Genomic DNA, 26,933 nt, shown 5'->3' on the forward strand with positions numbered 1-26,933 from the left:
GAGGCCAGGAGAGGGAGTTGGCACACAACATTCTCGGATTCGTCGCGCGCCGCGAATTGTTGTCGCGCCACCAAAGCCTTGCCTACGGGGCTGTCGTTGCGCCGCTCGCGCTCGGGTTGGCCCTGCTCGTCAAGGCCGGATGGTCGTTCGATCCGCCGGACACGCCGGGCAGCGGACTTCTCGGGATCGGCGCCAGGATAGGGAGTGAGGAAGCGGTGGTTCTGGTGGCGACGGCATATTTCGGTGGCCAGGGCGAGCAGGGGGCGGCGGTGTGGTCGCCGGATCGACAACTGGCGTTCGGCGTTTCAAAGGGAGCGATCAATGCGGGGCTCGCCCATCTCGGTGTCGGGACGGAGAGCGGGGTCGACGCGTTCGATCGGGTGGGCCTCGGCTGGTATCGCCGCAACTCCGACTGGGTCGCATACGCCAAGAAGGGCAAGGCGGACTGGGAAACGGCAGCCGGGCCGGCCGCGGCCGAGGCCTTCTCGGCCTTTCGCGATCAGGGACCAGCGACATGATGCGGATCTTCGGAGACCGTAATTCGGGCAACTGCCTCAAGGTGAAGTGGACCGCCGATCACCTGGGGCTCGACTACACCTGGGTCGACGTCGATGTCATGAAGGGCGAAAGCCGCACGCCCGCCTATCTGGCGCGGTTCAGCCAGGGGCAGGTGCCGGCAGTCGTGCTCGACGATGGGCGCTGTCTTGCCCAGTCCAATGGGATCATGCGCTTTTTGGCCCGCGGCTCGGGGCTGCTGCCGGACGATCCCTTCGCGCAGGCCAAGGTCGACGAATGGCTGTTCTGGGAGCAGAATTCGCACGAATTCTTCGTTGCGGGCGCGCGCTTCCAGAGGGTTTACCTCGGCAAGCCGGCAGCCGAAGTCGAGCCATGGCGGATGGAGCGGGGCAACCGCGCGCTGGATCAGATGGAAAAGGAACTGACGGGGCGGGAATGGTTCGCTGCCGGCCGCCTGACCATCGCCGACATCGCGCTCCTGACCTATACGCGGGTAGCCCAAGAGGGCGGTTTCGATCTCGCCGGCCGGCCGGCGGTACGGCAATGGATCGCGCGCTGCGAGAGCGCGCTTGGCGTCGAGCTCTGAGGGGAGCGAATTTGATGGGCAAGCCCACGGGATTTCTGGAGTTCGAACGCAAGGATCGCGGCTACCGGCCGGTGGAGGAGCGTGTCCGCCATTTCCGGGAGTTCGTCACGGCCCTCGGTGAGGCGGAGACCAAAAAGCAGGCCGCGCGCTGCATGGATTGCGGTATCCCGTACTGCCACAACGGCTGTCCGGTGAACAATCAGATCCCAGACTGGAACGATCTCGTCTACCGGGGAGAGTGGGAGACGGCCCTGTCCAACCTCCATTCCACGAACAATTTTCCCGAAGTCACCGGTCGCGTCTGCCCGGCGCCGTGCGAGGCGAGCTGCACGCTCAATATTCCGGACACGCCCGTCACCATCAAGTCGATCGAGTGCGCGATCGCGGACCGCGGCTTCGATGAAGGCTGGATCCAGCCGCAGCCGCCGACCGAGCGGACCGGACGCAAGGTGGCCGTCGTCGGTTCGGGCCCGGCGGGGCTGGCTGCCGCGCAACAGCTCGCGCGGGCCGGCCACGAGGTGCACGTCTTCGAGAAGAACGCCAAACCCGGCGGCCTGCTGCGCTACGGCATCCCGGACTTCAAGATGGAAAAGCACATCGTCGACCGGCGCATCGCGCAGATGGAGGCCGAAGGTGTCGTCTTTCATTGCAATGCGGCGGTCGGGAAGGATTTGACGAGCCGCCAGCTCCTGGACACGCATGATGCCGTCTTGCTCGCCTGCGGTTCGGAGGAACCGCGGGAGCTGGCCATCCCCGGGCGGGAGCTCGTCGGCATCTATCGGGCCATGGATTATCTTCCTCAGCAGAACCGACGCAACGGGGGCGAGCCGGTCGATCGCACCCTCGGTACGCTCGAAACCGCCGGCGGGAGGCACGTCGTGGTGATCGGGGGCGGGGATACGGGGTCCGACTGCATCGGCACGGCGTTCCGGCAGGGTGCCATCTCGGTGACGCAGCTCGAGATCATGCCGGAGCCGCCGGCAAAGGAGAACAAGGGGCTGACCTGGCCGCACTGGCCGCTCCGGATGCGTACCTCCTCGAGCCAGGCCGAGGGAGCAGCGCGGGAATTCTCCGTCACCACGAAGCGCTTCGAGGGATTGAATGGGCGGGTGACGCAACTCGTCTGCGCACGTTGCGACGAGAAATTCCAGGAGATCGAGGGCAGCGAGTTCGTGCTGCCGGCCGACCTCGTGCTGCTCGCCATGGGCTTCGTCCATCCGGTGGCGGCGGGGCCGATCACGGAATTCGGGCTCGCGCTCGATGGGCGGCGCAACGTCAAGGCGGACGATCGCAGCTATCGCACCTCACATGAAAAGGTGTTCGTTGCCGGGGATATGCGGCGCGGCCAGTCGCTCGTCGTCTGGGCGATCCGCGAGGGTCGGCAGGCGGCGCATGCCATCGACAAGGCGCTGATGGGGGCGAGCGTGCTGCCGCGCTAGACGGTGGGGGACGGTCGGGAGGATTTCGGTAAACATGATCCACCGACGCCGACCATGGCTAACCGGATGGCAAGCCCCGCGGTATCATAGGTCTTCGGTCGCGATCCGTCATAGGAGAGAACCGTGAGCCGCCAGTCCCCGTTTCCCCGCGTTCGAGCCAGCGAGCACACCGTCACGAAAAACGACAAGGTGCGCAAGGCCCTCGCCGGACATGGCGACAACGGGAGGGCCGTGCGCCACGTCCTGCATTTCCTCTTTCACGACGACGATGCGACCTTCACGGAGGCCGCGATGGCGGAGGAATTGCGGGGGCTCGGCTTCGAGGTCGACCTTGCGAAATGCAGGAATGGCGTCATCGCGGAGGAATACCGTGAGGTCGCCTCGACCGATTTCGACGAAACGACCGAGGCCCTTTCGCAATTCGCCCGCGCGCGAGGATGGCAATACGACGGCTTCGAGTGCGCCGTCGAGATCGCGGACTGAAGCGGCGGGCCGGGGCGGGGGGCGCGGAACTTCAGCTAGACGCGAACATACCGCCCCGCCGTGTCGGATTCGACCTTATAGTCCCACGCTGTTCCATTGGTCGCCATGGCAGCGTTGACGACTTGCTTTTGGGCGAGCCGGGACCATATATCCCTTTCGATGGCGTCGAGATCGAATTGGCCCTTGGTGATCAGCGCATCGAGTTCGCGCTCGACATCTGCAACGCTCGGATCGCCGGCGCGATTGTTCCACTCGCCCGGATCCTCGAGCATGTCGAACAATTGCGGCGCGGAGCGATGGCAATAAAGGTATTTCCAGCGCCCCTTCCGCACCATGAAGCTCGGGCGCATGATGCCTTCACCATGGTACTCGGAGATGACCGGGACCTCGTCCAGTGGATCGCCAAGCAGCGCCGGCATCAGTGAGCGTCCGTCCAGCGGGCGCGCGGGCGCAGCCCCTACGAGGTCGATGAGGGTCGCGGGGAGATCGATCAGTGAAACGGGAGTTTCGACCGTGCGATGACCCGCGCCCGGGAAATCGATGATCAGTGGAATGCGCGCGGACCACTCGTAGAGGCTGCGCTTCTGGATCAGTCCCTTCTCGCCGAGCATTTCGCCGTGATCGGACGTCAGGATGACGATCGTGTTCCGCCTCAGTCCCTTTTCTTCCAGCACCGCGAGCAGTTCGCCCAACTTGTCGTCGACGTAGTGCGCGAGCGCCGCAAAGCCGCGGCGCATGGCGATCAGATGGCGCGGGTCCCGGATGCTCTTGCGGTCGAGCCCGTACCAGCGGATGAATGCCCGGTCGAAGTCCGAATATCTCTCATCCATGTCGCCGGGATAGTTCGGCAAGGGCAGATCGGCGTCCTTGTAGATCTCCCAATAGGCGCGAGGCACGATGTACGGCGGATGCGGATTCGTGAATGACACCGTCAGCATGAAGGGGCGGTCAGGTGCGTGACGCAAGTATTCGAGCGCCCGAAAATGCGTCTCCTCGTCGTACTGCAACTCCTTGCTCCAGCCCGGACCGATATTCTCCGCTTGGTACTGGGGCGCGAAGTCGAATGCCATTGCCTCCGGATCGTTCTCGGGCAGGAGCGGATACGACCAGATGAAGCCAGAGGGATAAATATCTGTGTTCAGGCGTCGTCAGAACCCGTGCAACTGGTCGGCGCCGACGAAATGCATCTTGCCCGAGAGCACCGTGTCGTAGCCCGCGTTGGTGAGGTAGTGGGCGAAGGTCGGTATGAAGCTGTGATATGGATCGCCGTTGTCGTAGCAGCCCGTGGTGGAGGTGTAGAGTCCGGTCATCAGGCAGGAGCGGGCCGGGACGCAGATCGGACTCGGCGTGTAGGCCGTCGTGAAATTCACGGCGCGCTCCGCAAGGGCCTTCATGTGGCGGGTTCGTGCGATCGGATAGCCGCACGCCTCCAGCATGAAAGGCGTCATCTGGTCCGCCATGACGAGGAGGATATTCGGTCGATCGTTGCCCACGGGGCTCTCCATCATTGGCTCTGGTCCGCTCGCATCGAAGCCGCGCAGCCAGTCGAGACGCGATATCTGCGTCTTCTAGAGGGTGTCCGAGATGATGGATAGCGGTTGGCGCGCAACAGGGCGATGGTCGCCGATCTCCAGCAACTCAGCCGGAAGGCTGGCGGGCAACGGTCGAGGAACCGGAGGGGGGCGGCCACGAGAAATCGTCGGCGCGTCCGGGCTTGGAAGGCAGCCGCTCGCCCTTCACCAGAACCTTGTAATAGGGCGTCTGGGTGATCGGCACGCGGCGGCCGCGCGTCTGGGTCCATTCCTCCTCGGGCGTGATCTGGCCGATGAGCGTCGCGCCGGTCGCGAGATTGAACTCGAGCGGGCCGGAGGCGGCGGGTGCGGCGGCGCCGGAACGGCGACGGATATGCTGGACGACGGCGGTCGGAATCGCGGGGCGGGGCAGTTCGATCTCCAGCTCGCGGCGGCTCGCGGTGATGTCGCCGCTGGCGATCGCGGCGCCGAGATCGGGGGTAATCGTCAGGACGACCTTGGAGGTGTCGTCCTTGTACTCGATGAGTTCGCCGAGCGGCAGGCGCTGGCTGATCGGGCCCTCCGTGAGACGCTGGCCGACGGCTTCGGGCGTCGCCGAGAAGTTCGGCCGCCGGCGCTCGGAGATGCGCTGCTGCTCCTCCTCGTCGCCGGCGAGAGGCACGTCCTGTTGCGTGCGGGCCGTTGCGATGTCGCGCTGGATGGACTTGGCGACGAAGTGGGCGAGGGTGCCGTAACCGCTCGCGGTGAAATGGATGCCGTCCTTGTCGCGCAGCCGGCGGACGCGACCTTCCATGTCGGGGCCGTAGTCGGTGTAGCCGCCTTCCTGGTCGGCGGAGGCGGCCCAGGTGTCGATGTAGCGCAGTCCGCGGCGCGCGGCGCGCTCACGGAAGATGAGATTGAGGGTGCTCGCGATCTCGACGCGCTCACGGCCGCGAACGATCGGCAGGCCGACCCAATAGACGGCCGCTTTCTCGGTGGCGAGCCGCTCCAGCATGGCATCGACGCGCGTGGTGTAGGCTGCGATCCACTCGTCGGAACCCGGTTTCAGGCGTTTGCCGTCCACGCGAATCTGTCGCCAGTCGCTGACGCCGAACAGGACGATCGCGATCTGGAAGTCGCTGTCGGCGACGGCCTTACGGGTGACGGACAGCGCGTCGAGGGCGCCGCCGGCGGTGAGCCCGACGCCCCAGGCGGTTTTGCCGAGCAATTGGATGCCGCCGTCCTTTTCCAACTCGCCTCGCAGGCCGCCCGTGAGGCCCTCGGCGAGCGAATCGCCGATCACCATGACGCGGTAGCGGCCATCCGGCGGGAATGGGGTGACATAGCTCGAGCTGAACTGGGCGGCGGCGGGATGGGTGACGGCAGCGAGCCCGAGGGTGACAACGACCGGAACGAGCAGAAAGCCGAAGGCTGCGCGCAACACTTGCCGGCTTCGTGCGACCGCTCGCCAGAAGGTGCGATGCCAAGCGGCTGGTCCGGTGATGCGGACACTGGGGTTCCGGTCAGCCATCGCTCGGCGTGCTCCCATCCTTGCTCGTCGTCTCGCGCAGTCGTTGCAGAAGCTCGGCTGTCGGATGGCCATCCGCCGGAAGACCGATCGTCTGCTGGAAGCGCCGCAACGCCTCGCGCGTCGCCGGCCCGATGATACCATCGATTCCGCCAGTAGAGTGGCCGCGCGCAACGAGAAGCGACTGCAGTTCCTCACGCTCCTCGCGTTTCAGTGGACGATCGCCGGTCGGCCACGGGCGCGCGAAGGGCGGGCCGCCCGCGAGCCGGTCGGCGAGATGTCCGATGGCGAGCGCGTAGGACGTCGACTGATTGTAGCGCAGGATGGCGCGGAAATTGGAAAAGACGAGGAATGCCGGTCCGCTGGCGCCAGCCGGTACCAGAACCGTGCCCTCGGCCGGCAGACCGGTGAGTGCGCCTCCTCCGAGACGGACGACGCCGAGCCCGGACCATTCGGAAAGCGAGCGCGGAGCGCGCAGGCCCGTCAGCGCGTAGTCGAAGCCTTCGGGCAGGGCGACCTCGATGCCCCATGGTTCGCCCGTCTGCCAGCCCGAGGCCACGAGGTAGTTGGCGGTCGAGGCGAGGGCGTCGGCGTGCGAGCCCCAGAGATCGCGGCGGCCGTCGCCGTCGAAGTCGACGGCGTGCGAGAGGAATGTGGTCGGGATGAACTGGGTATGGCCCATGGCGCCGGCCCACGAGCCGACCATGGCGGCTGGAGTGACATCGCCGGCTTCGAGAATCTCGAGGGCTGCGACGAGTTGGCGGCGTCCGTAGTCGGCCCGCCGGCCGCCGCGCAGTGCCAGCGTTGCCAGCGAGCGCACCACTGAACGCGTGCCGGCGCTGCGGCCATAGCCGGACTCGAGGCCCCAGATAGCAACGAGCGTCTGACGCGGAACGCCGTGGCGGGCCTCGATGGCCGCGAGCACCGTGGCCTCGCCCGCGAGCTTCTCGCCGCCGTTGGCGATGCGGGTTTCGGAGACGGCCAAGGCAAGGTAGTCGGCGACGCTGCGGGAGTGTTCGGGTTGGTTTTCAAGGAGATCGACGATGGTTGGGTCAATCGTGAGACCGGCGGTCGCCGTTGCGAAAGTGGTCCGCGAGACGCCTTTGGCCTCGGCCTCGGTCGCCAGCTCCGAGAGCAGGCTTGCGAGTTCGCTGGCCTCGTCCGTCGTGCTCGCTTGGCCACCGGGGGAGGATACGACCATCGGACTCGCCTTGCGTTCGGGGAGCGGGGGGCGGGCGGATGCCTCGAGCGACGGCGCGAGGACCATCGTGGCGACGCCGACCAGGAGCGACGACAGCCGCCGACGCCGGGTATGGCGGGGCATCGCGCGGCCTCGGACCAGCCGCAAGACGGAACGCGCATGGCGGAACGGCGCTACCATGTCGGGGCGGGTCCCCTTCGGGTTGATCGCGCCGTCCGGTCCCGTGGTGTCGGACGGGCTTGCCGGTCGGCCCGGTGCCAGTTTCGTCAATGGCATCGAACTCGCCCGTCATACTAACATGTTCGGGACCGGTGGTGGGAGGGGGTGACCCCGGGCCGGTCGGCGATGCCAGAAGAGAGCCAGAATCGTAATGGTCTGGTAATGATGATGGTCGATCGCATGGAGTTGCGCGATTGCATGGCCCCGACCATGCACGATCTCGTGTGCATCCTCGGTGGACCAGCGTGGTCCGCCGTGACGCGGCCAACCGAACGAGGCGACCGGCGATGAAGCGCATACGCAAGGCGGTTTTTCCCGTGGCGGGGCTCGGCACCCGCTTCCTGCCAGCCACGAAGGCAATGCCCAAGGAGATGCTGACGGTCGTCGACCGGCCGGTGATCCAGCACGTCGTCGACGAGGCGCGCGAGGCCGGGATCGAGCATTTCATCTTCGTGACCGGGCGCAACAAGCACGTGATCGAGGATCATTTCGACCGCTCGGTCGAACTCGAGATGACGCTTCGCGAGAAGGCCAAGCTCGCCGAGATCAACATGCTCGAGGAACTCATGCCGGGCGCCGGCCAGACGAGTTTCACGCGCCAGCAGGCGCCACTCGGCCTCGGGCACGCGGTGTGGTGCGCCCGCGACCTCGTCGGTGACGAGCCGTTCGCGCTGCTGCTGCCCGACATGATCGTCAAGACCGAGGGCAAGAGTTGCCTCGCGCAGATGATGGACGTCTATCACGATGTCGGCGGTGGCAACGTCGTCGGCGTCGAGCGCGTCGATGCCAAAGAGGCACACAAATTCGGCATCGTCGGCATCGCGGATGGGCCGGGGCCCGTCTGGCCGGTGCGCAACATGGTCGAAAAGCCGAAGCCTGGAACCGCGCCGTCCAACCTCTACATCATGGGGCGCTACATCCTGCAGCCCGAAATCTTCGGCATCCTCGCGAGCCAGGAGCGTGGCGCGGGCGACGAAATCCAGCTGACGGACGCCATGCTCAAGCTGCTCGCCAGCCAGTCGTTCGTTGCTTTCGAGCACGACGGACAGACGTTCGATTGCGGTTCCAAGCTCGGCTTCCTGCTCGCCAACGTGGCGCTCGCGCTCGAGGATGGTGCGCTCGCCGGTCCCTTCAGCCAAGGCATCCGGGACATCCTCGATGGGAGCGGAAAGGCCAAGACCGCGCGCCCGGCGCTGGTGAGGCGCGCGGTCTGAGGCAGCGTACCCGAGGCTAGGGGGCGACGCGCATTCCGAGGCGGACCGAGGAAACGTCGTAGTCGCGATCCGGGAGCGAGCTTTGAAAGCTCGTGTGCTCGAGGCGTGCGGTGACGGTGAGGCCACGGCGCAGGAAGTACTCGGCGGCAACGAAGGCCGCCAGCTCGCTTTCCTCGATGTCGACGCCCTCGTAGTCCTGCGTTCCATAGGCCAGGCCCGCCGTTGCCAGGAAATAGCGGCGGAAAGCGTGCTCGATCTCGAGCGCGTAGGCGGTCGTGCGCGAGCCCGGCGAGCCGGCGAGTGTGGTCGGCTCGAGTTCACTGGCGCCGCGCAAGCGGACCGTGGTGAGCGCGGAGGGAAGCCAGGTGAGGCTGGCATCGACGACGATGCCGTCGAGTTGGCCGAAGCTGGCCTCGTCGGGGCGGATTCGGCCATAGCCGACGGCGGCGCGACCGGTCAGAACGGCGCGGCTCAATTCGCCTTCGATCCCCGCAACGAGCCGCTCGCGGCGATGATCACGCGTAAAGCCGTCGTCGAAGGTGGCGAGGGCATAGTCGCGATCATTGCTCTCTCCCTCGACGAAGAGCGAGAGGCCAGGCTTCAGGTTCAGGGCCGCCCGGGCACCGCCGACAACCTCGAGATAGTCCCGCTCGTTGCCGGTGGCCGGCACGCCGCCCGCGGTCACGAGGGCATCGTCGAAGCGCTCGAGGCCGGCCCGCAGTCCGACGTCGAGTCGGTTGAAGCGCCGGTCGAGCGCCAGCGAGGCGGCAAAGGTTTCGATGTTCGGACGCTCGCCGGCACCCGTTGCGCCGCTCTCGAGCTCTCCGCGGGCCTCCTGCTGCAGTTCGTAGCGGAGTTCGCCAGTGAGGGCGGTGTCCTCGCGGATGTCGATCCGGGCGCGGGCGATGGCCCGAAGCGCGCGGTCGTCCTCCTCGGGAAAGCCGGCATGGAAGGTTGCGAGCCCCTCGACGTCGACCTCGAGCGCGTGGCGGCGCCAGTCGCTCGTGATGGTGAAGGCAGGGCGCAATTCGAGCGCGGTGTCGGCATCGGCCGTGCCGGAGCTTGCGCGCACGTTGTCGGTCGCGAGTCCGGACGCCTCGAGGCTCGGCCGCAGAACGAACGAACCGTAGCGCCAGCCGAGTGGCGCAAAGGGGCGATCCTCCTCGAGGCCAGCGTTACGAGCGTCGCGTTCGTCGAGTGCGGGCTGGTCGGTGGTGAGCGCGGGTAGGCGTTCGGGCTCGCCGAAGGCGTGGCGCGCGGGAAGGACCGCCAGGGGACCCGCCTCCCGACGCAGACCGTCGTCGAGGCCGGTTGCCGACTCGATCGGGCGAATGGCGCCGTCACGCGTCAACGGGGCACCAAAGCCGTCGGGGCTGGGGCGCGGCGGCTGATCGGCTTCGTAGCTCGCAAGATCACCATCGAGTGGAGCGGTGGGCTCGACCGGCTCGCCGAGACCGTCCTCGGGGGCCGGCGGCACCATGTTCTCGAGCCCCAGGCGCGGATCGCTGCCATCGCCGAGATTGGCGGCGTCATCGCCGTCCTCCTCGAATTCGTCCAATGCATCGGCGTCGCTCCGTGGGGCGCCGGTCTCTGCGTCCCGACCCGAACGTGCGGGATCGAGGCTGCCGAACGAGCTGCGCAGTCCGGCGTTGTCGAAGCCGAGCGGGGCCGGCTCGCCGACATCCGTTGCGGCGTCTGGATTGCCCTCTAGGGTTCGCCGCGCCGGGCCCGAGGACGGGACGAGCGGGTCCAGCGAGCCGGTGAGGCCCGATGTTCCGGATTCCGCCTGCGATCCGAACTGGCCCGCCGTTTCGGCGCGCGTGCTCGTGCGCGTCTGTGCGCTCGCCGGTTGTGTTTCAAGCGCGAGCAGAACCAGCAGCGCCGTGACGAGACGGCAGACAAAGTGGGTGGCGGAGCGCACCGGGCAACCTCTTGGCAATCGGCGCCGGCTCGGCAGCCGGTCCAATGCGCACCCTAGACGGTCATGGCTTTCGGCTTGGTAAACGAAAGCTTTTCCTGTGTGTCGCGGTGGAACACCGCAGAGAGCGTGGGTGCCGGGGGGCTGGCGAATCGTTGCGTGGATGCGATGGTCCGGCTAAGGCTTCACCAGCGCAGTCGCTGCGTGCGAGCCTCGGTTGGCGGCGGATCCGCCGGCCGAAACCGAGCACGGGACGAAGCGACATGGTGGTGAGCGCGATGAGAAGGGGTCAGCAGATCATGCGAGCCGAGCCCTCCGTGCCCCCGGCGCAGCCGGCCATTGCCAGCGCCCTGCACACACTGACCTGCGAGGCGAACGGACTGGAGAGCCTCAAACGGGCGCTCGAGAACGGTCTGGCCGAGCCGTTCACCAGGGCGGTCACGCTGGTGCAAGCGGCCAAGGGGCGGGTGATCCTAACGGGCATAGGCAAGTCCGGGCATGTCGGCCAGAAGATTGCCGCGACGCTCGCTTCGACCGGCACGCCCGCCTATTTCGTGCATCCGAGCGAGGCGAGCCACGGCGATCTCGGGATGATCACGGTCGACGACGTGGTGATCGCGCTTTCGTGGTCCGGAGAGACGGCCGAACTCAAGAACATCATCAATTACACTCGGCGGTTCTCGGTGCCGCTGGTCGCGATCACGGCGCATCCGGAATCCACTCTCGCCAAGTCGTCGGAGATCGTGCTGGCACTTCCGAAGGCGGACGAAGCCTGTCCGCACGGCCTCGCGCCGACGACCTCCACGGTGATGCAACTCGCGGTGGGCGATTGCCTCGCGGTCGCGCTGCTCGAAGGGCGTGGTTTCACGGCCCAGGACTTCAAGGTCTTCCATCCGGGAGGGCAGCTCGGTGCCAGCCTCAAGTTCGTCAGCGATGTCATGCATCGGGGCGAGCGACTGCCGCTCGTGACGGCCGAGACGATGATGCCCGAGGCTCTGTTGGCCATGACCGAAAAGAGCTTCGGCTGCCTCGGCATCGTCGATGGCGCGGGCCGCCTCGCCGGCATCTTCACGGACGGTGACCTGCGCCGACACATGGGGCCGACGTTGTTCGAGAAGGCGGTCGGGTCAGTGATGACGCGGCGACCGAAGACCGTGCGCCCGGACGTGCTCGCCTCGCAAGCGCTCGAGATCATCAACTCCTCGAGCATCACGGCACTGTTCGTCGTCGAGGACGGCCGGCCCGTCGGCATCGTCCACATCCACGACCTGCTGCGGATCGGGGTTGCCTGAGAGCGCAGGGCGCGCGGAACCGCAGCCTGCGATCATCGAAGACCGAGGCGCGCTCGCCGGGCGTTTCTCTCGGACTTTCCTGCGGGGCTCAGCCGAAGGTTCCCGCATGAGGAAGACCGCTCGGCGTATCATTGCCGACCGGCTCGACGAGAAGGACGTTGCCGCGTGCGCCCTTGACGGTGACGACCGTCCCGAGCGGCAACTCGGGTCCTTCGACGGCCCAGACCGTATCGCCGACCTTCATCCGGCCACGGCCGTTCTGAATGGCGTCACTCAACGTGAAGTTGTGTCCAATGTATTGCTTGGCGCGCACGTTCAAGGTTTCGGCCTCCGCTGTTCTGCTGGTCCGGTTCACGAAGAGTCGGGCGAGTAGGACGGTGAGAATCGAGGACACGATGAAGATCGTGAGCTGGCCCGCCAGCCCCAGATCGAACGCGATCGCGGCACCGCCGGCGATGGCCGCCGCAAGACCAAACCATACGAGAAACACACCAGGCACCACCGTCTCTAGAATGAACAAGACGGCGGCAAGCAGAAGCCAATTCCAAGGACCAAGCTGAACGAAATAGTCGAGCATATCCCGAACGCTCCCCCAAGGCGGCGCAAGCCATGACACTTCGGTGACTTGGCGACCACCACCCGGACGGTTCCCAAGCAACGAAGCACGGGCCAAGTTATAGAAAGTGTTCGCTTTGCTGGCTACTCGATAATTGGTTGCGGAGCGGAGCGGCGTCGTGGCCGGTCACGGGCGTGGCGGTGGAAGCCAGCCGGCGAGTTCGCGTCTCGTGACGTGCTCGATCACGTCCATTCCGAGATCTCCGTCGTTGAGGCAGGCGATGTGCGCGAACCTCTCGCCGCCGTGCTCGTGGAAGATCTCCTGGCCACCCACGGCGATTTCCTCGAGTGTCTCGAGGCAGTCCGAAACGAACCCCGGGTTGAACACCGCGATCCGCCGGACCCCCTCGCGGGCCAGCCGTTCGATGGTCTCGTCCGTATAGGGCTGAAGCCATTCTTCGGGGCCGAAGCGCGACTGGAAGGTGGTGATGAGGCGCCCCTTCGGCCAGCCGAGCCGTTCGGTGAGCAGGCGCGACGTCTTCATGCAGTGGCAGTGGTAGGGGTCGCCCTGCTGGAAGTACGACAGTGGGATGCCGTGATAGGAAGCGATCACGGCCTCGGGTTCCCAGTCGAGAGCCGAGAGATGCGTCTCGATGGAGCGGGCGAGGGCATCGATGTAGACGGGATCGTCGTGGTAGGGCGGAACGGTGCGCACGGCCGGTTGCCAGCGCATCCGTTTGAGAGCGTCGAAAGCCTTGTCGTTCACGGTTGCCGTCGTCGCGGCGGCGTATTGGGGATAGAGCGGGAACCACAGGATGCGCTCGCAGCCGGCGGCCCGCAGCGCTTCGAGGCGATCGGGGATAGAGGGTGAGCCGTAGCGCATCGCCCAGTCGACGACGAGATCACCGGGTGCATCGGGTCCATTGGCGGCTCCGAGACGCCCGGCGAGCCGGTTCGCCTGGTTGCGCGTGTAGGTGCGCAGCCAGCTCTCGTCGCGCTCGCGGTTCCAGATCGCCTCGTAGGCCTTGCCGACCTTGCCCGGCCGACGCATCAGGACGATGCCGTGGAGGATCGGAAGCCAGATCGCGCGCGGCCATTCGATCACGCGCTTGTCGGTCAGGAACTCGCGAAGGTAGCGGCGCATCGACCAGTAGTCGGTGGCGTCCGGTGTCCCGAGATTGACGAGCAGCACGCCGACGCGTCCGAAGCGGACCGGTGGATGGTCGGGCGGAAGAAAGGCCGATCGCTCGGCGAGAGCGGTAGCATTCTGGGACAAGATGTTCATCGCTCTCCTCGTGGCATTGGCAGGGTTGCTACCCATGCCGGTGGCGAATGGATCACCGGCCGAGCCGCCCCGGTGCTTGGCGAGGCAAGCGCCGGGGTCAGGAGCCGCGCTGCTCTGGTAAAGGCGTGCGGACCGGGCAAACCACTCGCGCGCGGTAAGCTCAACGGGCCCGACGCCACACCATGACGAGTGCGACCGCCGAGAGCGCGAGCGTTCCGGCAACGAGACCGCCGCCGAGCGGGATCAGCACCGACCCGATCGCGGTCGCGACCTCGTGGCTGATGAGGTGCGTTCCGCGGACGATGGCCGTGGCGACGCCGAGGCCCATGATCGAGGCGGCCGCGATCGCGGCGGCGACCAGCAGGCGCTCGAGGCTCGCGAACGGTGTCCGGCGCCAGGCGCGCAGGCTCTCGGATTGCGTCTCCTTCCAGGCGGTGGCGTCCATTCTGCTCCTCGTCGTTCAGCGGCGGGCGGGCCTTCGGACCGGCCGAGCGTGCTCCGCGCCATCTACAGGTAGCCGATCCGAGGGTCCTTTCAAACCGTCACGCGGGCGGTTGGCGCCAGCGGGCCGAGGCAATGGCACTCGACAAGGGCGGTTGCGGTCGCTATAGAGCTTTGCCCGGCGCCTGGACGGCCCTTGTGGACGCTCCCGGCCGCGTGCGCCCAGGTAGCTCAGTTGGTAGAGCAGCGGACTGAAAATCCGCGTGTCGCTGGTTCGATTCCGGCCCTGGGCACCATCGCCCCGCTTTCCGGCCTGGAGATGTGGGCAGCCGCCTCGGTCCGAGGACAGCCCCCCGCACGTCTTGGAGCCCGAATTCGGCCGGCCCGATCACGGTCGCGGCGGGATCAGCACGAACTTGCCGACATGCGCCTTGGCGAGGAATTCGCGCTGGGCATCCGCGATCTTGGCGAGCGGAAAGGTCTTGGCCAGGAGCGGCCGGATTTCGCCGCGCTCGATATAGCCGACGAGGTTCGCAAAGACAGGCTCGTCCCAGGCAGTGCATCCGATCAGAGTCAAATCCCTGAGGTAGAAGGTGCGCATGTCGAGTTCGACGCGCGGGCCGGCAATGGCGCCCGACGAGGCGTAGCGTCCACCGCGTTTGAGGACCGCGAGGAGGCCGCCGAAACCGCCCCCGGCGACATTGTCCACGACGACGTCGACGGTGTCGTTACCGAGCAGGGCGAGCGGATCGTCGGTGCGATCGAGGACACGGTCGGCACCGATCGCACGCACATCGGCATGCTTGGCCTGCCCGGCCACCGCGACGACGTTTGCGCCGCGACGCTTTGCGAGCTGGACGACCGCAGAGCCGACCCCACCCGAAGCGCCGGTGACGAGCACGGTTTCGCCCGCCCGGACCCCGGCCCGGTGCAACATGTTCTCGGCTGTGCCGTAAGCGCAGGGGATCGTTCCGAGCTCGGCGTCACTCCAGTCGCACTCGAGCGTGAAAACCTCGCTTGCCGGCACCTTGACGTATTGCGCGAAGGCCCCGTCGAAGTCCGAGCCCATCCAGATGTTGTCCATGGAGGCGAAGCCGCGGGCGCGCATGCAGGCCCGCACCAGGGCGCGGCGGCCGATGAGTGACGTGTCCCCACCTGGAGCGACGGCGACGACGCGCCCGCAGCAGTCGGTGCCCTGGATGAAGGGAAAGGGCGTCGGCGCATTCCACCCGCCATCGGTCATGGCCGTGGCCTCGGCCTCCTGCGCCGCGGCGGCGTCAGCCGTGTCCGCTCCCACGCTCGCCGAGTACCAGCCGATCCGGGTGTTGATCTCCGTGTTGTTGACGCCAGCGGCGAGCACCTCGAGCAGGACCTCGCCCGGGGCGGGTTTCGGCACGGGAACCGCGCGGTAGGAGAGCCGGTCGTAGCCGCCGTTGCCGGTGGTGACGACGGCCATCATGGTGGTCTCGCCCGGCACCGGATCGAAGCGGTCGCTGGAGCGCGGTGGGCCGTCGGTCATGGCGCAATCCCATATCGAGCGAATTCTGTGCGTTGCCGCGAATTCTGGGGCCAAGTCTAGGATCGATGACGGCGCCTGTCACCGTCGCGGATCGTCGAGCGACGTGTTCGCGGGCCGCAGGGATACGCGGGACATGTCGCAGACCGGCAAGCACGCGTTCCGGAAACCGGGCATGGTGAGAGCTCCGGCAGCTCAAGGCGGAGACGTCCAATGTCCTTCGACGCGCGCAATCTGATCGATCTCGGGCGCTATCCCATCGATGTCGAGGGGCCAGCGCGGGACGCCCTGGTGGCTGAGGCCCGTTCCGCGCTCGCGGTGCGCGGCTGTGCCGTGTTCAAGGGCTTCCTCTCAGGGGCGGGCATCACGGCGCTCGCCGCCGAGGCGGATGGTGTCTCGGACCGCGGTCACCGCTCCTTCAACCGCACCAATCCCTATTTCACCAAGGACGACCCGAGCCTTCCGCCCGATGATCCGCGCCGCGCGTTCTTCGAGCGCTCGAACAATTTCATCGCCGCGGACAATTTCGCCAAGACCGGCGCGCTGCGCGCGGTGCACGATTTTCCCGCCTTCGATCCGTTCATCCGCGATTGCCTCGGTGAGCCGCACTTTCATCGCTATGCGGACCCGCTCGCCGACGTGATCGTGAACATGGCCGAGGCCGGCGGTGGCTTTCCCTGGCACTTCGATACCAACAACTTCACGGTGACGCTCGCCATCCAGAACGCCGAGGAGGGAGGCGCGTTCGAGTATGCTCCGCACATTCGAAGCGATGGGGAGAATTTTTCCGAGGTTCGCCGCGTGCTCGACGGCACGTCCGACCGGGTCGTGAGGCTCGAGTTGCAGCCGGGTGACCTGCAGATCTTCCGAGGCCGATATTCACTTCACCGGGTCGCGCCGCTCGCCGGACCGACCCCGCGGTATGTCGCTATTTTCTCCTATGTCGAGGAGCCCGACATGGTGGGTGCGCCGGAGCGCGCGATCCAGCTCTATGGTCGCGCCCTGGCGATCCACTACGAACGCGCGGGCCGGCGTGCCGACACGCTCATCGACTGAGGCCGCGAGAGGATCGAATTGGGGGCCGGTTGCGCCCCTTCGCGACCCCTCGGCGGCGCCAGCCCTCAGGCCGAGGTCGGTCCGGTTCGCACGGCTGCCACGTGATCGGCGAAATCGGGCCTCGCCATCAGCGACTTGCAGCGCTCGAAGCGGTTCATCGAGTAGGCCCAGAAATCATCCACCGGGTTCTGGTTGGCGTGCTGGATGAGGCCCCACAGGGTCCACAGCAGATCACACATGGCCTTGTAGATGACGATGCGCCCGCGCTCGTCGGCGCGTGGCGCGCCGCCGAAATAGGCCCGGATCATCTCTTCGTCCTGCGCCTCGTCGAACCCAGCCTCGACGGAGAGGTCGCCGAGATCCCACATCGGATCGTTCATGCCGGAATACTCCCAGTCGACGATCCACATGCGGTCCCCGGTATCGAGGAAGTTTTCACAGAGCGGATCGCAATGACAGGCGACGAGCGGCAGAGGATGCGCCGCCAGTGCCGCGCGCACGTCCTCGGCCTCGGCCAGCACGTCGTGATAGCCCTCCGGCAGGTCGACCGTCTTGCCGGAAAGGATGTTCAGATACCCGTCGATCATGGAGTACAATTCGAAGCGGAACTTGAACGTGACGCCCGCGTCGTGGAGCTGGCGGAAGGCGCGCCCGGCGCGGCTGGGCGAGCCCTGGCGCTGCTTGAAGAGCGCCGGCGTCATGGTCGCCGCGCCCCCGACGAATTCGGTCACCATCAGCCCGCTCGCCGGTTCGACGTACACGAGGCGCGGACCGACGCCGGCACGGGCCGCCTCGCGCGCGGCATGTGCCTCGTTCTCGCGGTTGATGTATTCTTCCGTTCCCTTGCCGGGGAGGCGAAGGCACCAGGCATCCAGTCCCCGCGAGATCCGGAACACCATGTTGGTGAGGCCGCCCAGCCGCTCGATCGTGAAGGAGGAGGGATCGCGCCCGGCGAAGTCCGGCACCTGGGCAAGGGCGCGGCGCGCCATCGCCAAATCGCTGTCGTCAGCCATGTCTCGTCCTCCCGTCATGCTTTCAGCCGTGTCATGTGCGGATCATAAAGGCAGCGCGGACCGCGCGTTGCCGCATGGCTCTGCCCGAAGGCCTCGATCGCGAAGCCGCTTTCGACGTCGAGCTCAGCCGGCAGGTAACCGAAGGCGATCGTGCGGCCGAGCGTGTGGCCGTAGCCGCAGGAGGTCGTCGCGCCGACGACCTCCCCGCCAACCATGATCGGCTCGCCGCCATGCAGCGGTACGAAACCCTCCATGGTGAAAGTGACGAGCCGGCGCCGCACGCCCTCCTCGTGGATGCGGGTCAGTGCCTCGCGGCCGGTGAACGGCCCCTTGTCGAGAGCCACGCAGAATCCGAGGCCAGCCTCGTAGGGGTTCGTCTCCGGTCCGATATCGGCGGACCAATAGAGATAGCCCTTTTCCAACCGGCAGCTCTCGATGGCGCGATAGCCGGCATTCGTGATTCCGTGCGCGGCGCCGGCCTGAAGCAGTGCCTCGTAGAGATGGCCGGCGAACTCGGGGCTCACATAGAGTTCGTAGCCGAGTTCGCCGACATAGCCGATGCGCACGGCGAGTGCCTCGGCATTCGCCAGCTCGAGCCGGCGCACGGCGAGGAAGGGAAATGCATCATTGGAGACATCGGCATCTGTCAGTTCCTGGAGCACGTGGCGCGCGGCGGGACCGCAGAGATTGATGGTGGCGAGCGCCGCGGTGACCTCGCGCATGGCAACGGAGCCGTTAGCGGGCAACTGGCGGGCGATCCAGCCGGCATCGTGCGGGCCGAAACCGGAGCCGGTCACCACGAGGAAATCGCCCGCGTCGCGGTGGACGATCGTCAGGTCCGCCTCGATGCCACCGTGGTCGTTGCAGAGCTGGGTGTAGACGGCGCGTCCAGGCGGACCGGAGAGATCATTTGCGGCAATCGCCTGAAGTGCCGCCTGCGCACCGGGTCCAGTGATCTCGAATTTGGCAAAGGAGCTCTGGTCGATCAGCGCGCAGCGCGTTCGTATCGCCTCGTGCTCGCGCGCGACCGCGGCGAACCAGCCCGGCCTCTCCTCGAAGCTCGGGCGCTCGGTGGCTTGGAGCCCCGGTACGGCGAACCAGTTCGGTCGCTCCCAGCCGAACTTCGATCCATAGACGGCGCCTACCGCCTTCAGCGGCTCGTAGAGGGGCGAGCGGCGCAGGCCGCGCCCGGACCGCGCCTCCTCGCCCGGCCAGTGGATCTGATAATAGGCTCCGTATGCCTCGATGGCGCGCGCTTCGAGATAGCGCGATTGGGCCTGGACGCCGGTGAAACGGCGCACGTCGAAGGTCCACAGATCCATGCCCGGGTCGCCCTCGAGGATCCAGTTGGCCATCGCCTGGCCGGCGCCTCCGGAAGCTGCGATGCCGGCCGTGAAGCCGCAGGCGACGAAGCAATTGTCGAGTTCGGGCGCCAATCCCATGATCGGTTCGCCATCGGCCGAGACGGGGATCGGTCCATTGATCACCGTCTGGATGCCGATCTCCCCGAGGATCGGCAGGCGCTCGGCGGCAGGCAGGGCGAACAATTCGAGCCGATCCATGTCCGCGGCGAACAGCTCGCGCCCGAAGTCGAAAGGTGGGCGGCCGCGCCAGCAGCCCTTGGTGCCGGCCTCCCAGCCGCCGATCGCGAACGAGCCGGTGTCGGGTTTGAGATAGAAATTGTTGTCGGGATCGCGCAGCGTGGTCAGATCCGCCGGCAGGTCGAGCCGCTTTTCGGTGAGGAAATACTGGTGCTCGACCACCCCGGCGGCTAGCGGAACGCCGGCCATCTCGCCGACGCGCTTGGCCCAGAGACCGGCGCAGTTGACGAGAATCTCACAGCCGATGTTGCCGGAATTGGTCACCACGCCGACGACGCGCCGGCCATCGCGGACGATATCCTCGACGCGCACGCCCTCTTGGATGCGCGCGCCGTAGCGGCGGGCGGCCTTGGCGTAGGCCTGGGTCAGCGAATAGGGGTCCACATATCCATCACCGGGGATGAATGCGGCCCCTTCGATGCCCTGCCGGTCGATGTAGGGAAACATGGCGGCCGCCTCGTCGGCGGAGAGGGCATGGCACTCGACGCCGAAGCTCTTGGCCTGCGTCATCGAGCGACGGATTTCACTCCAGCGCGCCGGACTGCCGGCGAGCCGCAGCGAGCCGACCTTCTTCCAATCGATGCGCGCATCGGCCTCCGCTTCCAACCGATCGAACACGGCAACGGAGTTCTGCATCAACCGGGTGAGGTTGCGCTTGCCGCGCAGCTGCCCGACCAGGCCCGCCGCATGCCAAGTGCAGCCATGGGTCAGCTGCGCCTTCTCGAGAAGCAGCACCTCGCGCTCGCCGGCCCGCGCCAGATGGTATGCGACGGAGGTGCCGATCGCGCCTCCGCCGACGACGACGATGCGACTGTAGCGATCCGCGGCAAAAGTCATGGCACACCTCAAGCTTTGACGCGGGCTGCACGGGGATCGTAAAGCGGCTCCAGGTGAATCCGTGCCGGCACGTGCTCGTTGGCGACGATCAACTCGTAGCGTCCGGCGGCGAGATAGTCGTCGTCGACGCCGCCGGCGTTGCGCACGTAGCCGTAACCGATCGGCCTGCCGATCGTGTAGCCGTAGCCGCCGCTCGTCAGATAGCCGGCGAAGACGCCGTCCCGCAGTATGGTCTCGCGCCCCAGCAGCACGACCCGATCGTCCTCGGTGGTGAAGCAGGCGAGCTTTTTCTTCAGCGGCGTGTTGACCGCCCGCTCCGCCGCCGCGCGGCCGATGAAATCGACCGCATGGTCGAGCTTGACCGCCCAGCTGAGCCCGGCCTCGTAGGGCGAGTCGTTGGGTGTGATGTCCGAGCCCCAGGCCCGATAGCCCTTCTCGAGGCGCAGCGACTCGAGCGCCCGATAGCCGACCGGCGCGATGCCGTAGCGCTCACCGGCCGCCATCAGGGCATCGAAAACCTCTCCCGTCGCCGCGAGCGGCACATGGAGTTCCCACCCGAGTTCGCCGACATAGGTGATGCGCAGGGCGCGCACCTGATGCCCGGCGATCTCCAGTGCGCGGGCATGGCCGAAGGGGAATGCGCCATTGCCGCAGTCGGTGGCCGTGACCGCCTGGAGAACGTCGCGGGCGCGCGGCCCCATCAGCGACAGCGTGCCGAATTCTTCCGTCACGTCGTGCAGCGTGGCGTCGAGCCCCGGTGCCACATGATCGGCGATCCAAGCGCTGTCGTGGGTGCGAAAGCCCGTTCCGGTGACGATGTAGAACAGATGGTCGGCGAGCCTGGCGACGGTGAGATCGCACTCGATGCCGCCGCGCGAGTTGAGCAACTGGGTGTATGTCAGCCGCCCGACCGGGCGCGAAACGAGATTGGCGCAGATCCGCTCGAGGGCCTCGCCGGCATCGCGCCCGCGCATCTCGAACTTGGCGAAGGACGACTGGTCAAAAATGCCAACGGCCTCGCGCACCAGCCGGTGTTCCTTGCCGACCGCTTCGAACCAGTTCTGCCGGCCCATTGAATAAACATCCTCGGCGGGCATGCCGGGCGGAGCGAACCAGTTCGGCCGTTCCCAACCGAGTTTGGAGCCGAACACGGCGCGGTGACGCTCGAGGCGCGAATAGAGCGGCGAGACGATGCGCGGGCGGCCGCTTTTATACTCTTCATGCGGGAAGCCGATGGTGTAGTGCTTGCCATAGGCCTCCAGCGTGCGCTCGCAGACCCAGGCGCGATCCCGGTGCAGGCCCGAGAAGCGGCGGATGTCGACGCTCCAGAGGTCCATCGGTGCCTCGCCCGACATCACCCATTCGGCGAGGACCCAACCGGCGCCGCCGCCGCTGGCGATGCCGAAGGCGTTGAAGCCGGCGCCGACGAACATGTTGGCGCATTCCGGCGCCACACCGAGGATGAAATTGCCATCGGGGGTGAAGCTCTCCGGCCCGTTGATCATCTGTTTGACGCCGGCCGTCGCCAGCGCCGGGACGCGGGCCACGGCCTGCTCCATGTGCTGCTCGAAATGATCCCAGTCGTCCTCGAAGAGCTGGAATTGCCAGTTCCCGGGCACATCGCCAGTCGTCCAGGCGATCGGGTTCTGCTCGTAGCCGCCCATGACCAGCCCGCCGACCTCCTCCTTGAAATAGGTGAAACGGTCGGGATCGCGCACGGTCGGCGTCTGCGGTGTCAGTCCTGCGATCGCCTCGGTAACGATGTACTGGTGCTTGACCGGCTGCAGCGGCACGTTGATGCCGGCCATGGCGCCGAGCTGGCGTGCCCACTGGCCGGCGCAGTTGACGACCTTGTCGCAGGTGACGCGCCCACTCGTCGTCTCCACGGCGGTAATCCGAGGGCCATCCATGACGAAACCAGTGACGCGGGTCTCCTCGAAGATGCGTGCGCCATGCATGCGCGCGCCGCGGGCCAGTGACTGGGTGATGTCCGACGGGCTCGCCTGACCGTCGGTCGGCAGGAAGGTGGCGCCGACCAGATCCGACACATCCATCAGCGGCCACATGGCCGCGACCTCGCCCGGTGCGAGCAGATGCATTTCCATGCCGAAGCTGCGCGCAGTGGTGGCGAGCCGGCGGTACTCGGTCCAGCGGTCCGCATTGCAGGCGAGCCTGAGGCAGCCGGTCATCCGCCAGCCGGTCTCGAGCCCGGTCTCACCTGCGAGGCGCTTGTAGAGGTCGACGGAGTATTTCAGCACCTGGGTGATGCCTGCCGAGGAGCGCAATTGCCCGACGAGGCCGGCAGCATGCCAGGTCGAGCCGCTGGTCAGCTTGCCTTGCTCGATGAGCACGACATCGGCCTTGTGGTCGCGCGCCAGATGATAGGCGGTGGAGCAGCCGATGATGCCGCCGCCGATGATGACGACTTGTGCGTGGCTTGGCAGTGACATGGTTCAGGCCATCCCATAACGCGACCGGTAGGCGTCGAGGGCGACGTCGAGGCGGTCGAGGTTTTCCTTGGTGTAGGCGACATAGTCGACGCCGGGCGCTTCCAGGTGGATCTCCGAGACCATGGCCCACATGGATTCGCGCAGCAGCGAGGCACACTGCATGGCGGCATGGCTGCGCATGAGCGCGGCGTCCGGCGACCGGCCGAAATAAGCCGCGAGCAGCGCTTCGGATTCCTCGGCCGCGAATTGCGCGTTGGAGGCGATGCCGGCGAGATCGAACATCGCCGTGGAGAAGCCGGCATATTCGAAATCGATCAACCAGATTCGCTCGCCGTCGTCGATGAAATTGGCCGGAAGGAAATCGTTGTGGCCGAAGACGATCGGCAGCGGCACCTGCACCCTCTCCAAGCGTTCGGCGAGGTCGAGGAAGCCCGGCAGCCGCTCGGCATGGCGGCTCCTGGCGGCGCGCAAAGAGCGGGCATAGTCGCGGATGACGTGGAACACCCAGAACATGAAGCCGGGCCCGCTGACGTGGCGCGGCATTTCGGTATGGAAGCGGCGTACCAGCGCGGCGATGCGCGCGATGTTGGCGCCAACGTCCCGAGGACCATAAGTGTGGCCCTCGATGAAGCGTGAGACCATGACGCCCGGTCCGGCATGCACCAGCTCGGGCGCGAAGCCCGCCTCGTGGGCCGCGCGCGTCGTCATCACCTCCCGTTCGCGCGAGACGTGGTGGAAGGGAAAGTCGCGCCCGAAGCGCACGACGTATTTTTCCGCTCCATCGCGGACGATGAAGCTTTCGTTGGAGAGGCCGCCCTCGAGCAGCTGCCACTCGAGCGGCCCTTTCCAGATCCCGAGACCGCCGATGCGTGCGCCGGGTTCGCTCATGTTCAACTCCCTTGGCCGACGAGACCGAGCCGACGGCGCAGGCGCAGCGATCCTGCCGTGATCAACCGGTCGGCAATGATGGCGATGAAGGCGACGGCGAGGCCCGCCACGAGACCGCGCCCGGTATCCGCCTTGGTCAGCGCGATATAAACCTCCTGGCCGAGGTCCCGCGTCCCAACGAGGGCGGTGATGACCAGCATCGACAGCGCCAACATGATGGTCTGGTTGATGCCGAGCAGAATCTCGGGGAGCGCGAGCTTGAGCTTGATCTTGGTCAGCAGCTGCCAGGGCGTGCAGCCGGCGACGGTGCCCGCCTCGATGAGCTGCGGATCGACCCGCTTGAGGCCATGCACCGTATAGCGGATGGCGGGGGCGATGGCGTAGGCGACGACGGCGATCATCGCCGTGAAGTCGCCCACGCGAAACAGCATCACGGCCGGCATCAGATAGACGAACGACGGCAGGGTCTGGAGTGTGTCGATGACGACGAGCACCACCTTCCAGGCACGCTCGCGATCGGCGACGGCAATGGCCACCGGGATGCCGATCAGGCAGGCGATCACCACCGAGATGCCACAGAGATAGACAGTGATCATCGCCTTGTCCCACTGGCCGGTGGCGGCAATGAGAAAACTGAGGCCGCCGCTCAGCAACGCCAGACGCCAGCCACCGAGCGCGTAGCCGGCCAGCGCCAGTAGCCCCACCACCCCCGCCCAGGGTAGCGACAACAGGAAGCGCTTGAGCGGCACCAGGACGTTGAGCAAGAGCGCCGTCTTGATCGCCTCGAGCTGGTCGAAGAAGTTGACGTTGATCCAGCCCACGACCTCCGACCAGAAACTGCCGGTCGAGATCCGGGCGGCTTCGGGATAGCTCTGCAGTGCGCCGACGGCGAGCCCGCCGAGACCGGTCACCAGCACCAGGGCGAGAGCGGCGGACGTGTAGGGATGGCGCCGGACGATGGCTGGCGCGGCGCTCGCTGTCTCCTCGGGTTGGGCATGGCTGCGGGTCTTGGTCGCGAAGGCCTGGGAGAGGCGGTCGAGGACGATGGCCAGCGCGACGATGGCCAAGCCGGCCTCCAGTCCGCGGCCGATGTCGAGGCGGCGGAGCGCTGAAAGGACCTCGAAGCCGAGACCTCCGGCGCCGATCATCGAGGCGATGATCACCATGTTGAGCGAGAGCATGATGACCTGATTGACGCCGACCATCAGGCCGGGCATCGCCGAAGGCAGCAGCACTCGCCACATCATCTGGCGGCGCGTACAGCCGACCATGTGGCCGAGATCACTGAACTCCGACGGCACGCTGCGAAGCGCGAGCAGGGTGATCCGCGTCATCGGTGGCAGGGCATAGATGATCGTCGCCACGACCGCCGCTGTCGGTCCGAAGCCGAACATGAACAGGATCGGGACCAGATACGCGAACACCGGAATGGTCTGCATCAGGTCGAGCAGTGGCATCAGGATGCGCTCGAACAAGGCCGAGCGGTAACCGCCGATACCGAGCAGGAGGCCGCACACCACGCCGATCGGCACGGCGATGAGGATCGAGGCCAGGGTGACCATGGCATTGTCCCACTGGCCGAACACGGCGAGGAATGCCATGCAGCCAGCCGCCAGCGCGGCCAGACGCACACCTCCGGCATAGTGGCCGATCAGGGCGAAGATGCCGATCACCGCGATCCAGCTCAGGGGCGGTAGAATCTGCACCGCGTCCGAGCCCTGGCCGGAAAGAAATCCGGTCGAGAGCAGGCTCAGCACGAGGGTGTAGGGCAGCTCCACCAGCCAGGCGATCGAGCGTGTCAGATCGGTGAAGCTGAAGAGGCCGAAGCTGGCCTCCTCGACGAGCCATTTCATGGCGTCGCCGATCCAACGGTCGAGGGGGATGCGCCATTCGCGCGGCATCTTGAAAGCCCAGCCCGCATAGGGTTTGCCGTAGAGCCAGAGTAGCAAGAAGGTGATGCCGGCAGCCGCCCACAGGGCGTGCCGCGGCGTGAGGCGCAGGCCCGCGACCATCGGCATCGATGTTCGAGGCGGGACATGGCTGGCGGCCGGTTCGCTCATCTCGCATCGGCCCGCATCAGGATATCGATCACGTCGCCCCGCCGAAGCCAGCCGATCGTGGTGCCGTCGGGACCGAGAACGGCCAGCGTCTCGACGCCATCGACGAAGCGGGCGGCGGCCTCGGCCACGGTGCTGTCGGCGCTGATGGCGTGGATCGCCTTTGCGGAAGCGCCGTCTTTTCCCTCCTCAGAGGTCGGCTCACGCATGATCGAGCGCACGCGTACAACCTTGGCCTTGGAGACCTCACGCGTGAACTCAGCAACGTAGCCGGTGGCCGGATTGACGACCAGTTCCTCGGGTGTGCCGACCTGGACGACCGCGCCGTCCTTCATGATGGCGATGCGGTCGGCCAGCCGGATCGCCTCGTCGAAATCGTGGGTGATGAAGACGATCGTCTTCTGCAAAACCGATTGCAGGCGGATGAATTCGTCCTGCATCTCCCGGCGGATGAGCGGATCGAGCGCCGAAAACGGCTCGTCTAGGAACCACAGTTCCGGACGCACCGGCAGCGAGCGGGCGATGCCGACGCGTTGCTGCTGGCCGCCCGAGAGTGCGCGTGGAAAGAACGCCTCGCGGCCGGCGAGGCCGACCAGTTCGATCACCTCGCGGGCACGTTTTTCCCGCTCGGCCCGCGCCACCCCCTGCACCTCCAGGGGAAAGGCGACGTTGCCGAGCACGGTCAAGTGCGGCAGCAGCGCGAAATGCTGGAACACCATGCCCATCTGGTGGCGGCGGATTTCGATCATCCGCCGCGGGCTGGCGGCCAGGAGATTTTCTCCATTCAAGAGGATCTCGCCACTGGTCGGCTCGATCAGCCGCGACATGCAGCGCACCAGGGTCGACTTGCCAGATCCCGAGAGCCCCATGATGACGAAGATTTCGCCCGTGTGGATGTCGATGCTGACGTCGCGCACCGCGCCGATCAGCGAGGCGGCGGCGAGGTCGGCATCGCCGGGTCTGCCGCCATGGCGGGCGATGACTTCCGCCCCACCGTGGCCGAACAGCTTCCAGACGCGACGGCAGGACAGCTTCACGTCGCGCGGCGGAGGCGCGGTTCGCACCGCCTGTCTCGAAGCCCTGCCGCCCTTGCCGTCGTCGAGTTCAGTCACGTCATCGACCTCAATCGCGGGCGTGGTGGAGCAGGAGCCAGAGACGTCGGCGGGAGCATCGGCGACGAGCCGCTCGCGTAGCGTCGTCCGCGAGCGGGCCGGTTCGTCTCGACGGGACCAGCCGGACGAAAACCCGACAGACGAGGACCCGGGTGGGTCACCCGGGCCGCGGGGCATTGCCCGCGGCGCCGGAGGGAGTGAAAGCGCGGCCCGTT

General features: G+C 66.7%; 22 protein-coding genes and 1 tRNA gene. 8 read left to right on the forward strand and 15 right to left on the reverse strand.

Features of this window, described 5'->3' with window-relative positions; all coding sequences use genetic code 11:
• The first annotated feature begins 17 nt into the window (after positions 1-17).
• The 4 genes from GC150_00985 to GC150_01000 all read left to right on the forward strand — a co-directional run bounded on the left by GC150_00985 (position 18) and on the right by GC150_01000 (position 3,024).
• The gene (locus GC150_00985; protein MBI1383474.1) at positions 18-518 is read left to right on the forward strand and encodes a hypothetical protein; all 501 of its coding nucleotides are present in this window, start codon (positions 18-20) and stop codon (positions 516-518) included.
• A complete protein-coding gene (locus tag GC150_00990; GenBank protein ID MBI1383475.1) occupies positions 518-1,102 on the forward strand; it encodes a glutathione S-transferase family protein in 585 nt (194 codons plus the stop codon). Before GC150_00985 ends, GC150_00990 begins: the two co-directional genes overlap by 1 nt.
• Positions 1,103-1,116: 14 nt before the next feature.
• Positions 1,117-2,541 (forward strand): glutamate synthase small subunit, encoded by a 1,425-nt coding sequence (gene gltD / locus GC150_00995; protein MBI1383476.1) that lies wholly within the window; start codon positions 1,117-1,119, stop codon positions 2,539-2,541.
• 123 nt (positions 2,542-2,664) lie between these two features.
• Entirely contained in the window at positions 2,665-3,024 is a 360-nt protein-coding gene (locus tag GC150_01000; GenBank protein ID MBI1383477.1) for a hypothetical protein, read from the forward strand.
• Between the two features lie 35 nt (positions 3,025-3,059).
• Here the strand turns inward: GC150_01000 and GC150_01005 are convergent, their stop codons facing one another.
• The 4 genes from GC150_01005 to GC150_01020 form a co-directional block, all read right to left on the reverse strand.
• Positions 3,060-4,094 carry a sulfatase-like hydrolase/transferase gene (locus GC150_01005; protein ID MBI1383478.1) on the reverse strand — a complete coding sequence of 345 codons (1,035 nt, stop codon included), beginning with the start codon at positions 4,092-4,094 and terminating at the stop codon, positions 3,060-3,062.
• A 78-nt stretch (positions 4,095-4,172) separates the two neighbouring features.
• A complete protein-coding gene (locus GC150_01010; protein MBI1383479.1) occupies positions 4,173-4,532 on the reverse strand; it encodes a sulfatase-like hydrolase/transferase in 360 nt (119 codons plus the stop codon).
• A 130-nt stretch (positions 4,533-4,662) separates the two neighbouring features.
• Entirely contained in the window at positions 4,663-6,207 is a 1,545-nt protein-coding gene (locus tag GC150_01015) for a DUF459 domain-containing protein (GenBank protein ID MBI1383480.1), read from the reverse strand.
• A complete protein-coding gene (locus GC150_01020) occupies positions 6,059-7,387 on the reverse strand; it encodes a lytic murein transglycosylase (GenBank protein ID MBI1383481.1) in 1,329 nt (442 codons plus the stop codon). Before GC150_01020 ends, GC150_01015 begins: the two co-directional genes overlap by 149 nt.
• Before the next feature lie 383 nt (positions 7,388-7,770).
• Between GC150_01020 and galU the strand changes: the two genes are divergently transcribed.
• Positions 7,771-8,697, forward strand: a complete 927-nt coding sequence (gene galU / locus GC150_01025; GenBank protein ID MBI1383482.1) for a UTP--glucose-1-phosphate uridylyltransferase GalU — start codon at positions 7,771-7,773, stop codon at positions 8,695-8,697.
• A gap of 16 nt (positions 8,698-8,713) precedes the next feature.
• On the opposite strand, the gene GC150_01030 is transcribed toward galU, so the two are convergent.
• The gene (locus GC150_01030) at positions 8,714-10,618 is read right to left on the reverse strand and encodes an outer membrane beta-barrel protein (GenBank protein MBI1383483.1); all 1,905 of its coding nucleotides are present in this window, start codon (positions 10,616-10,618) and stop codon (positions 8,714-8,716) included.
• A 260-nt stretch (positions 10,619-10,878) separates the two neighbouring features.
• On the opposite strand from GC150_01030, the gene GC150_01035 reads away from it, so the two are divergent.
• On the forward strand, positions 10,879-11,907 hold the full coding sequence (locus tag GC150_01035; protein ID MBI1383484.1) for a KpsF/GutQ family sugar-phosphate isomerase: 1,029 nt from the start codon (positions 10,879-10,881) through the stop codon (positions 11,905-11,907).
• 88 nt (positions 11,908-11,995) lie between these two features.
• Here GC150_01035 and GC150_01040 read toward each other — a convergent pair whose 3' ends face one another.
• From GC150_01040 to GC150_01050, 3 genes are all read right to left on the reverse strand, one after another.
• Entirely contained in the window at positions 11,996-12,484 is a 489-nt protein-coding gene (locus GC150_01040) for an NfeD family protein (protein MBI1383485.1), read from the reverse strand.
• A gap of 165 nt (positions 12,485-12,649) precedes the next feature.
• Positions 12,650-13,747, reverse strand: coding sequence for a ferrochelatase (locus tag GC150_01045; protein ID MBI1383486.1), 1,098 nt, complete (start codon positions 13,745-13,747; stop codon positions 12,650-12,652).
• Positions 13,748-13,907: 160 nt separating this feature from the next.
• A complete protein-coding gene (locus GC150_01050) occupies positions 13,908-14,192 on the reverse strand; it encodes a hypothetical protein (GenBank protein MBI1383487.1) in 285 nt (94 codons plus the stop codon).
• Positions 14,193-14,408: 216 nt separating this feature from the next.
• On the opposite strand from GC150_01050, the gene GC150_01055 reads away from it, so the two are divergent.
• A tRNA-Phe gene (locus GC150_01055) sits at positions 14,409-14,484 on the forward strand.
• A gap of 92 nt (positions 14,485-14,576) precedes the next feature.
• Here GC150_01055 and GC150_01060 read toward each other — a convergent pair.
• Positions 14,577-15,647 carry a zinc-binding dehydrogenase gene (locus GC150_01060; protein MBI1383488.1) on the reverse strand — a complete coding sequence of 357 codons (1,071 nt, stop codon included), beginning with the start codon at positions 15,645-15,647 and terminating at the stop codon, positions 14,577-14,579.
• 270 nt (positions 15,648-15,917) lie between these two features.
• Between GC150_01060 and GC150_01065 the strand changes: the two genes are divergently transcribed.
• Positions 15,918-16,760 (forward strand): hypothetical protein, encoded by an 843-nt coding sequence (locus GC150_01065; protein ID MBI1383489.1) that lies wholly within the window; start codon positions 15,918-15,920, stop codon positions 16,758-16,760.
• 65 nt (positions 16,761-16,825) lie between these two features.
• On the opposite strand, the gene GC150_01070 is transcribed toward GC150_01065, so the two are convergent.
• Genes GC150_01070 through GC150_01095 form a run of 6 tightly spaced genes read right to left on the reverse strand, consistent with a single transcriptional unit; the run spans position 16,826 to position 26,895 of the window.
• On the reverse strand, positions 16,826-17,773 hold the full coding sequence (locus GC150_01070; protein ID MBI1383490.1) for a phosphotransferase: 948 nt from the start codon (positions 17,771-17,773) through the stop codon (positions 16,826-16,828).
• Between the two features lie 14 nt (positions 17,774-17,787).
• Positions 17,788-20,211: an FAD-dependent oxidoreductase gene (locus GC150_01075; GenBank protein ID MBI1383491.1), complete on the reverse strand. Its 2,424-nt coding sequence runs from the start codon at positions 20,209-20,211 to the stop codon at positions 17,788-17,790.
• Between the two features lie 8 nt (positions 20,212-20,219).
• Positions 20,220-22,661, reverse strand: coding sequence for an FAD-dependent oxidoreductase (locus GC150_01080; protein MBI1383492.1), 2,442 nt, complete (start codon positions 22,659-22,661; stop codon positions 20,220-20,222).
• 3 nt (positions 22,662-22,664) lie between these two features.
• Positions 22,665-23,549 (reverse strand): phosphotransferase, encoded by an 885-nt coding sequence (locus tag GC150_01085; GenBank protein MBI1383493.1) that lies wholly within the window; start codon positions 23,547-23,549, stop codon positions 22,665-22,667.
• A gap of 2 nt (positions 23,550-23,551) precedes the next feature.
• Positions 23,552-25,609, reverse strand: a complete 2,058-nt coding sequence (locus tag GC150_01090) for an ABC transporter permease subunit (protein MBI1383494.1) — start codon at positions 25,607-25,609, stop codon at positions 23,552-23,554.
• Positions 25,606-26,895 (reverse strand): betaine/proline/choline family ABC transporter ATP-binding protein, encoded by a 1,290-nt coding sequence (locus tag GC150_01095; GenBank protein ID MBI1383495.1) that lies wholly within the window; start codon positions 26,893-26,895, stop codon positions 25,606-25,608. The genes GC150_01090 and GC150_01095 overlap by 4 nt, the downstream gene beginning before the upstream one ends.
• Positions 26,896-26,933: the final 38 nt, after the last annotated feature.

This window comes from Hyphomicrobiales bacterium (assembly GCA_016125495.1).
Lineage (GTDB): Bacteria > Pseudomonadota > Alphaproteobacteria > Rhizobiales > RI-29 > RI-29.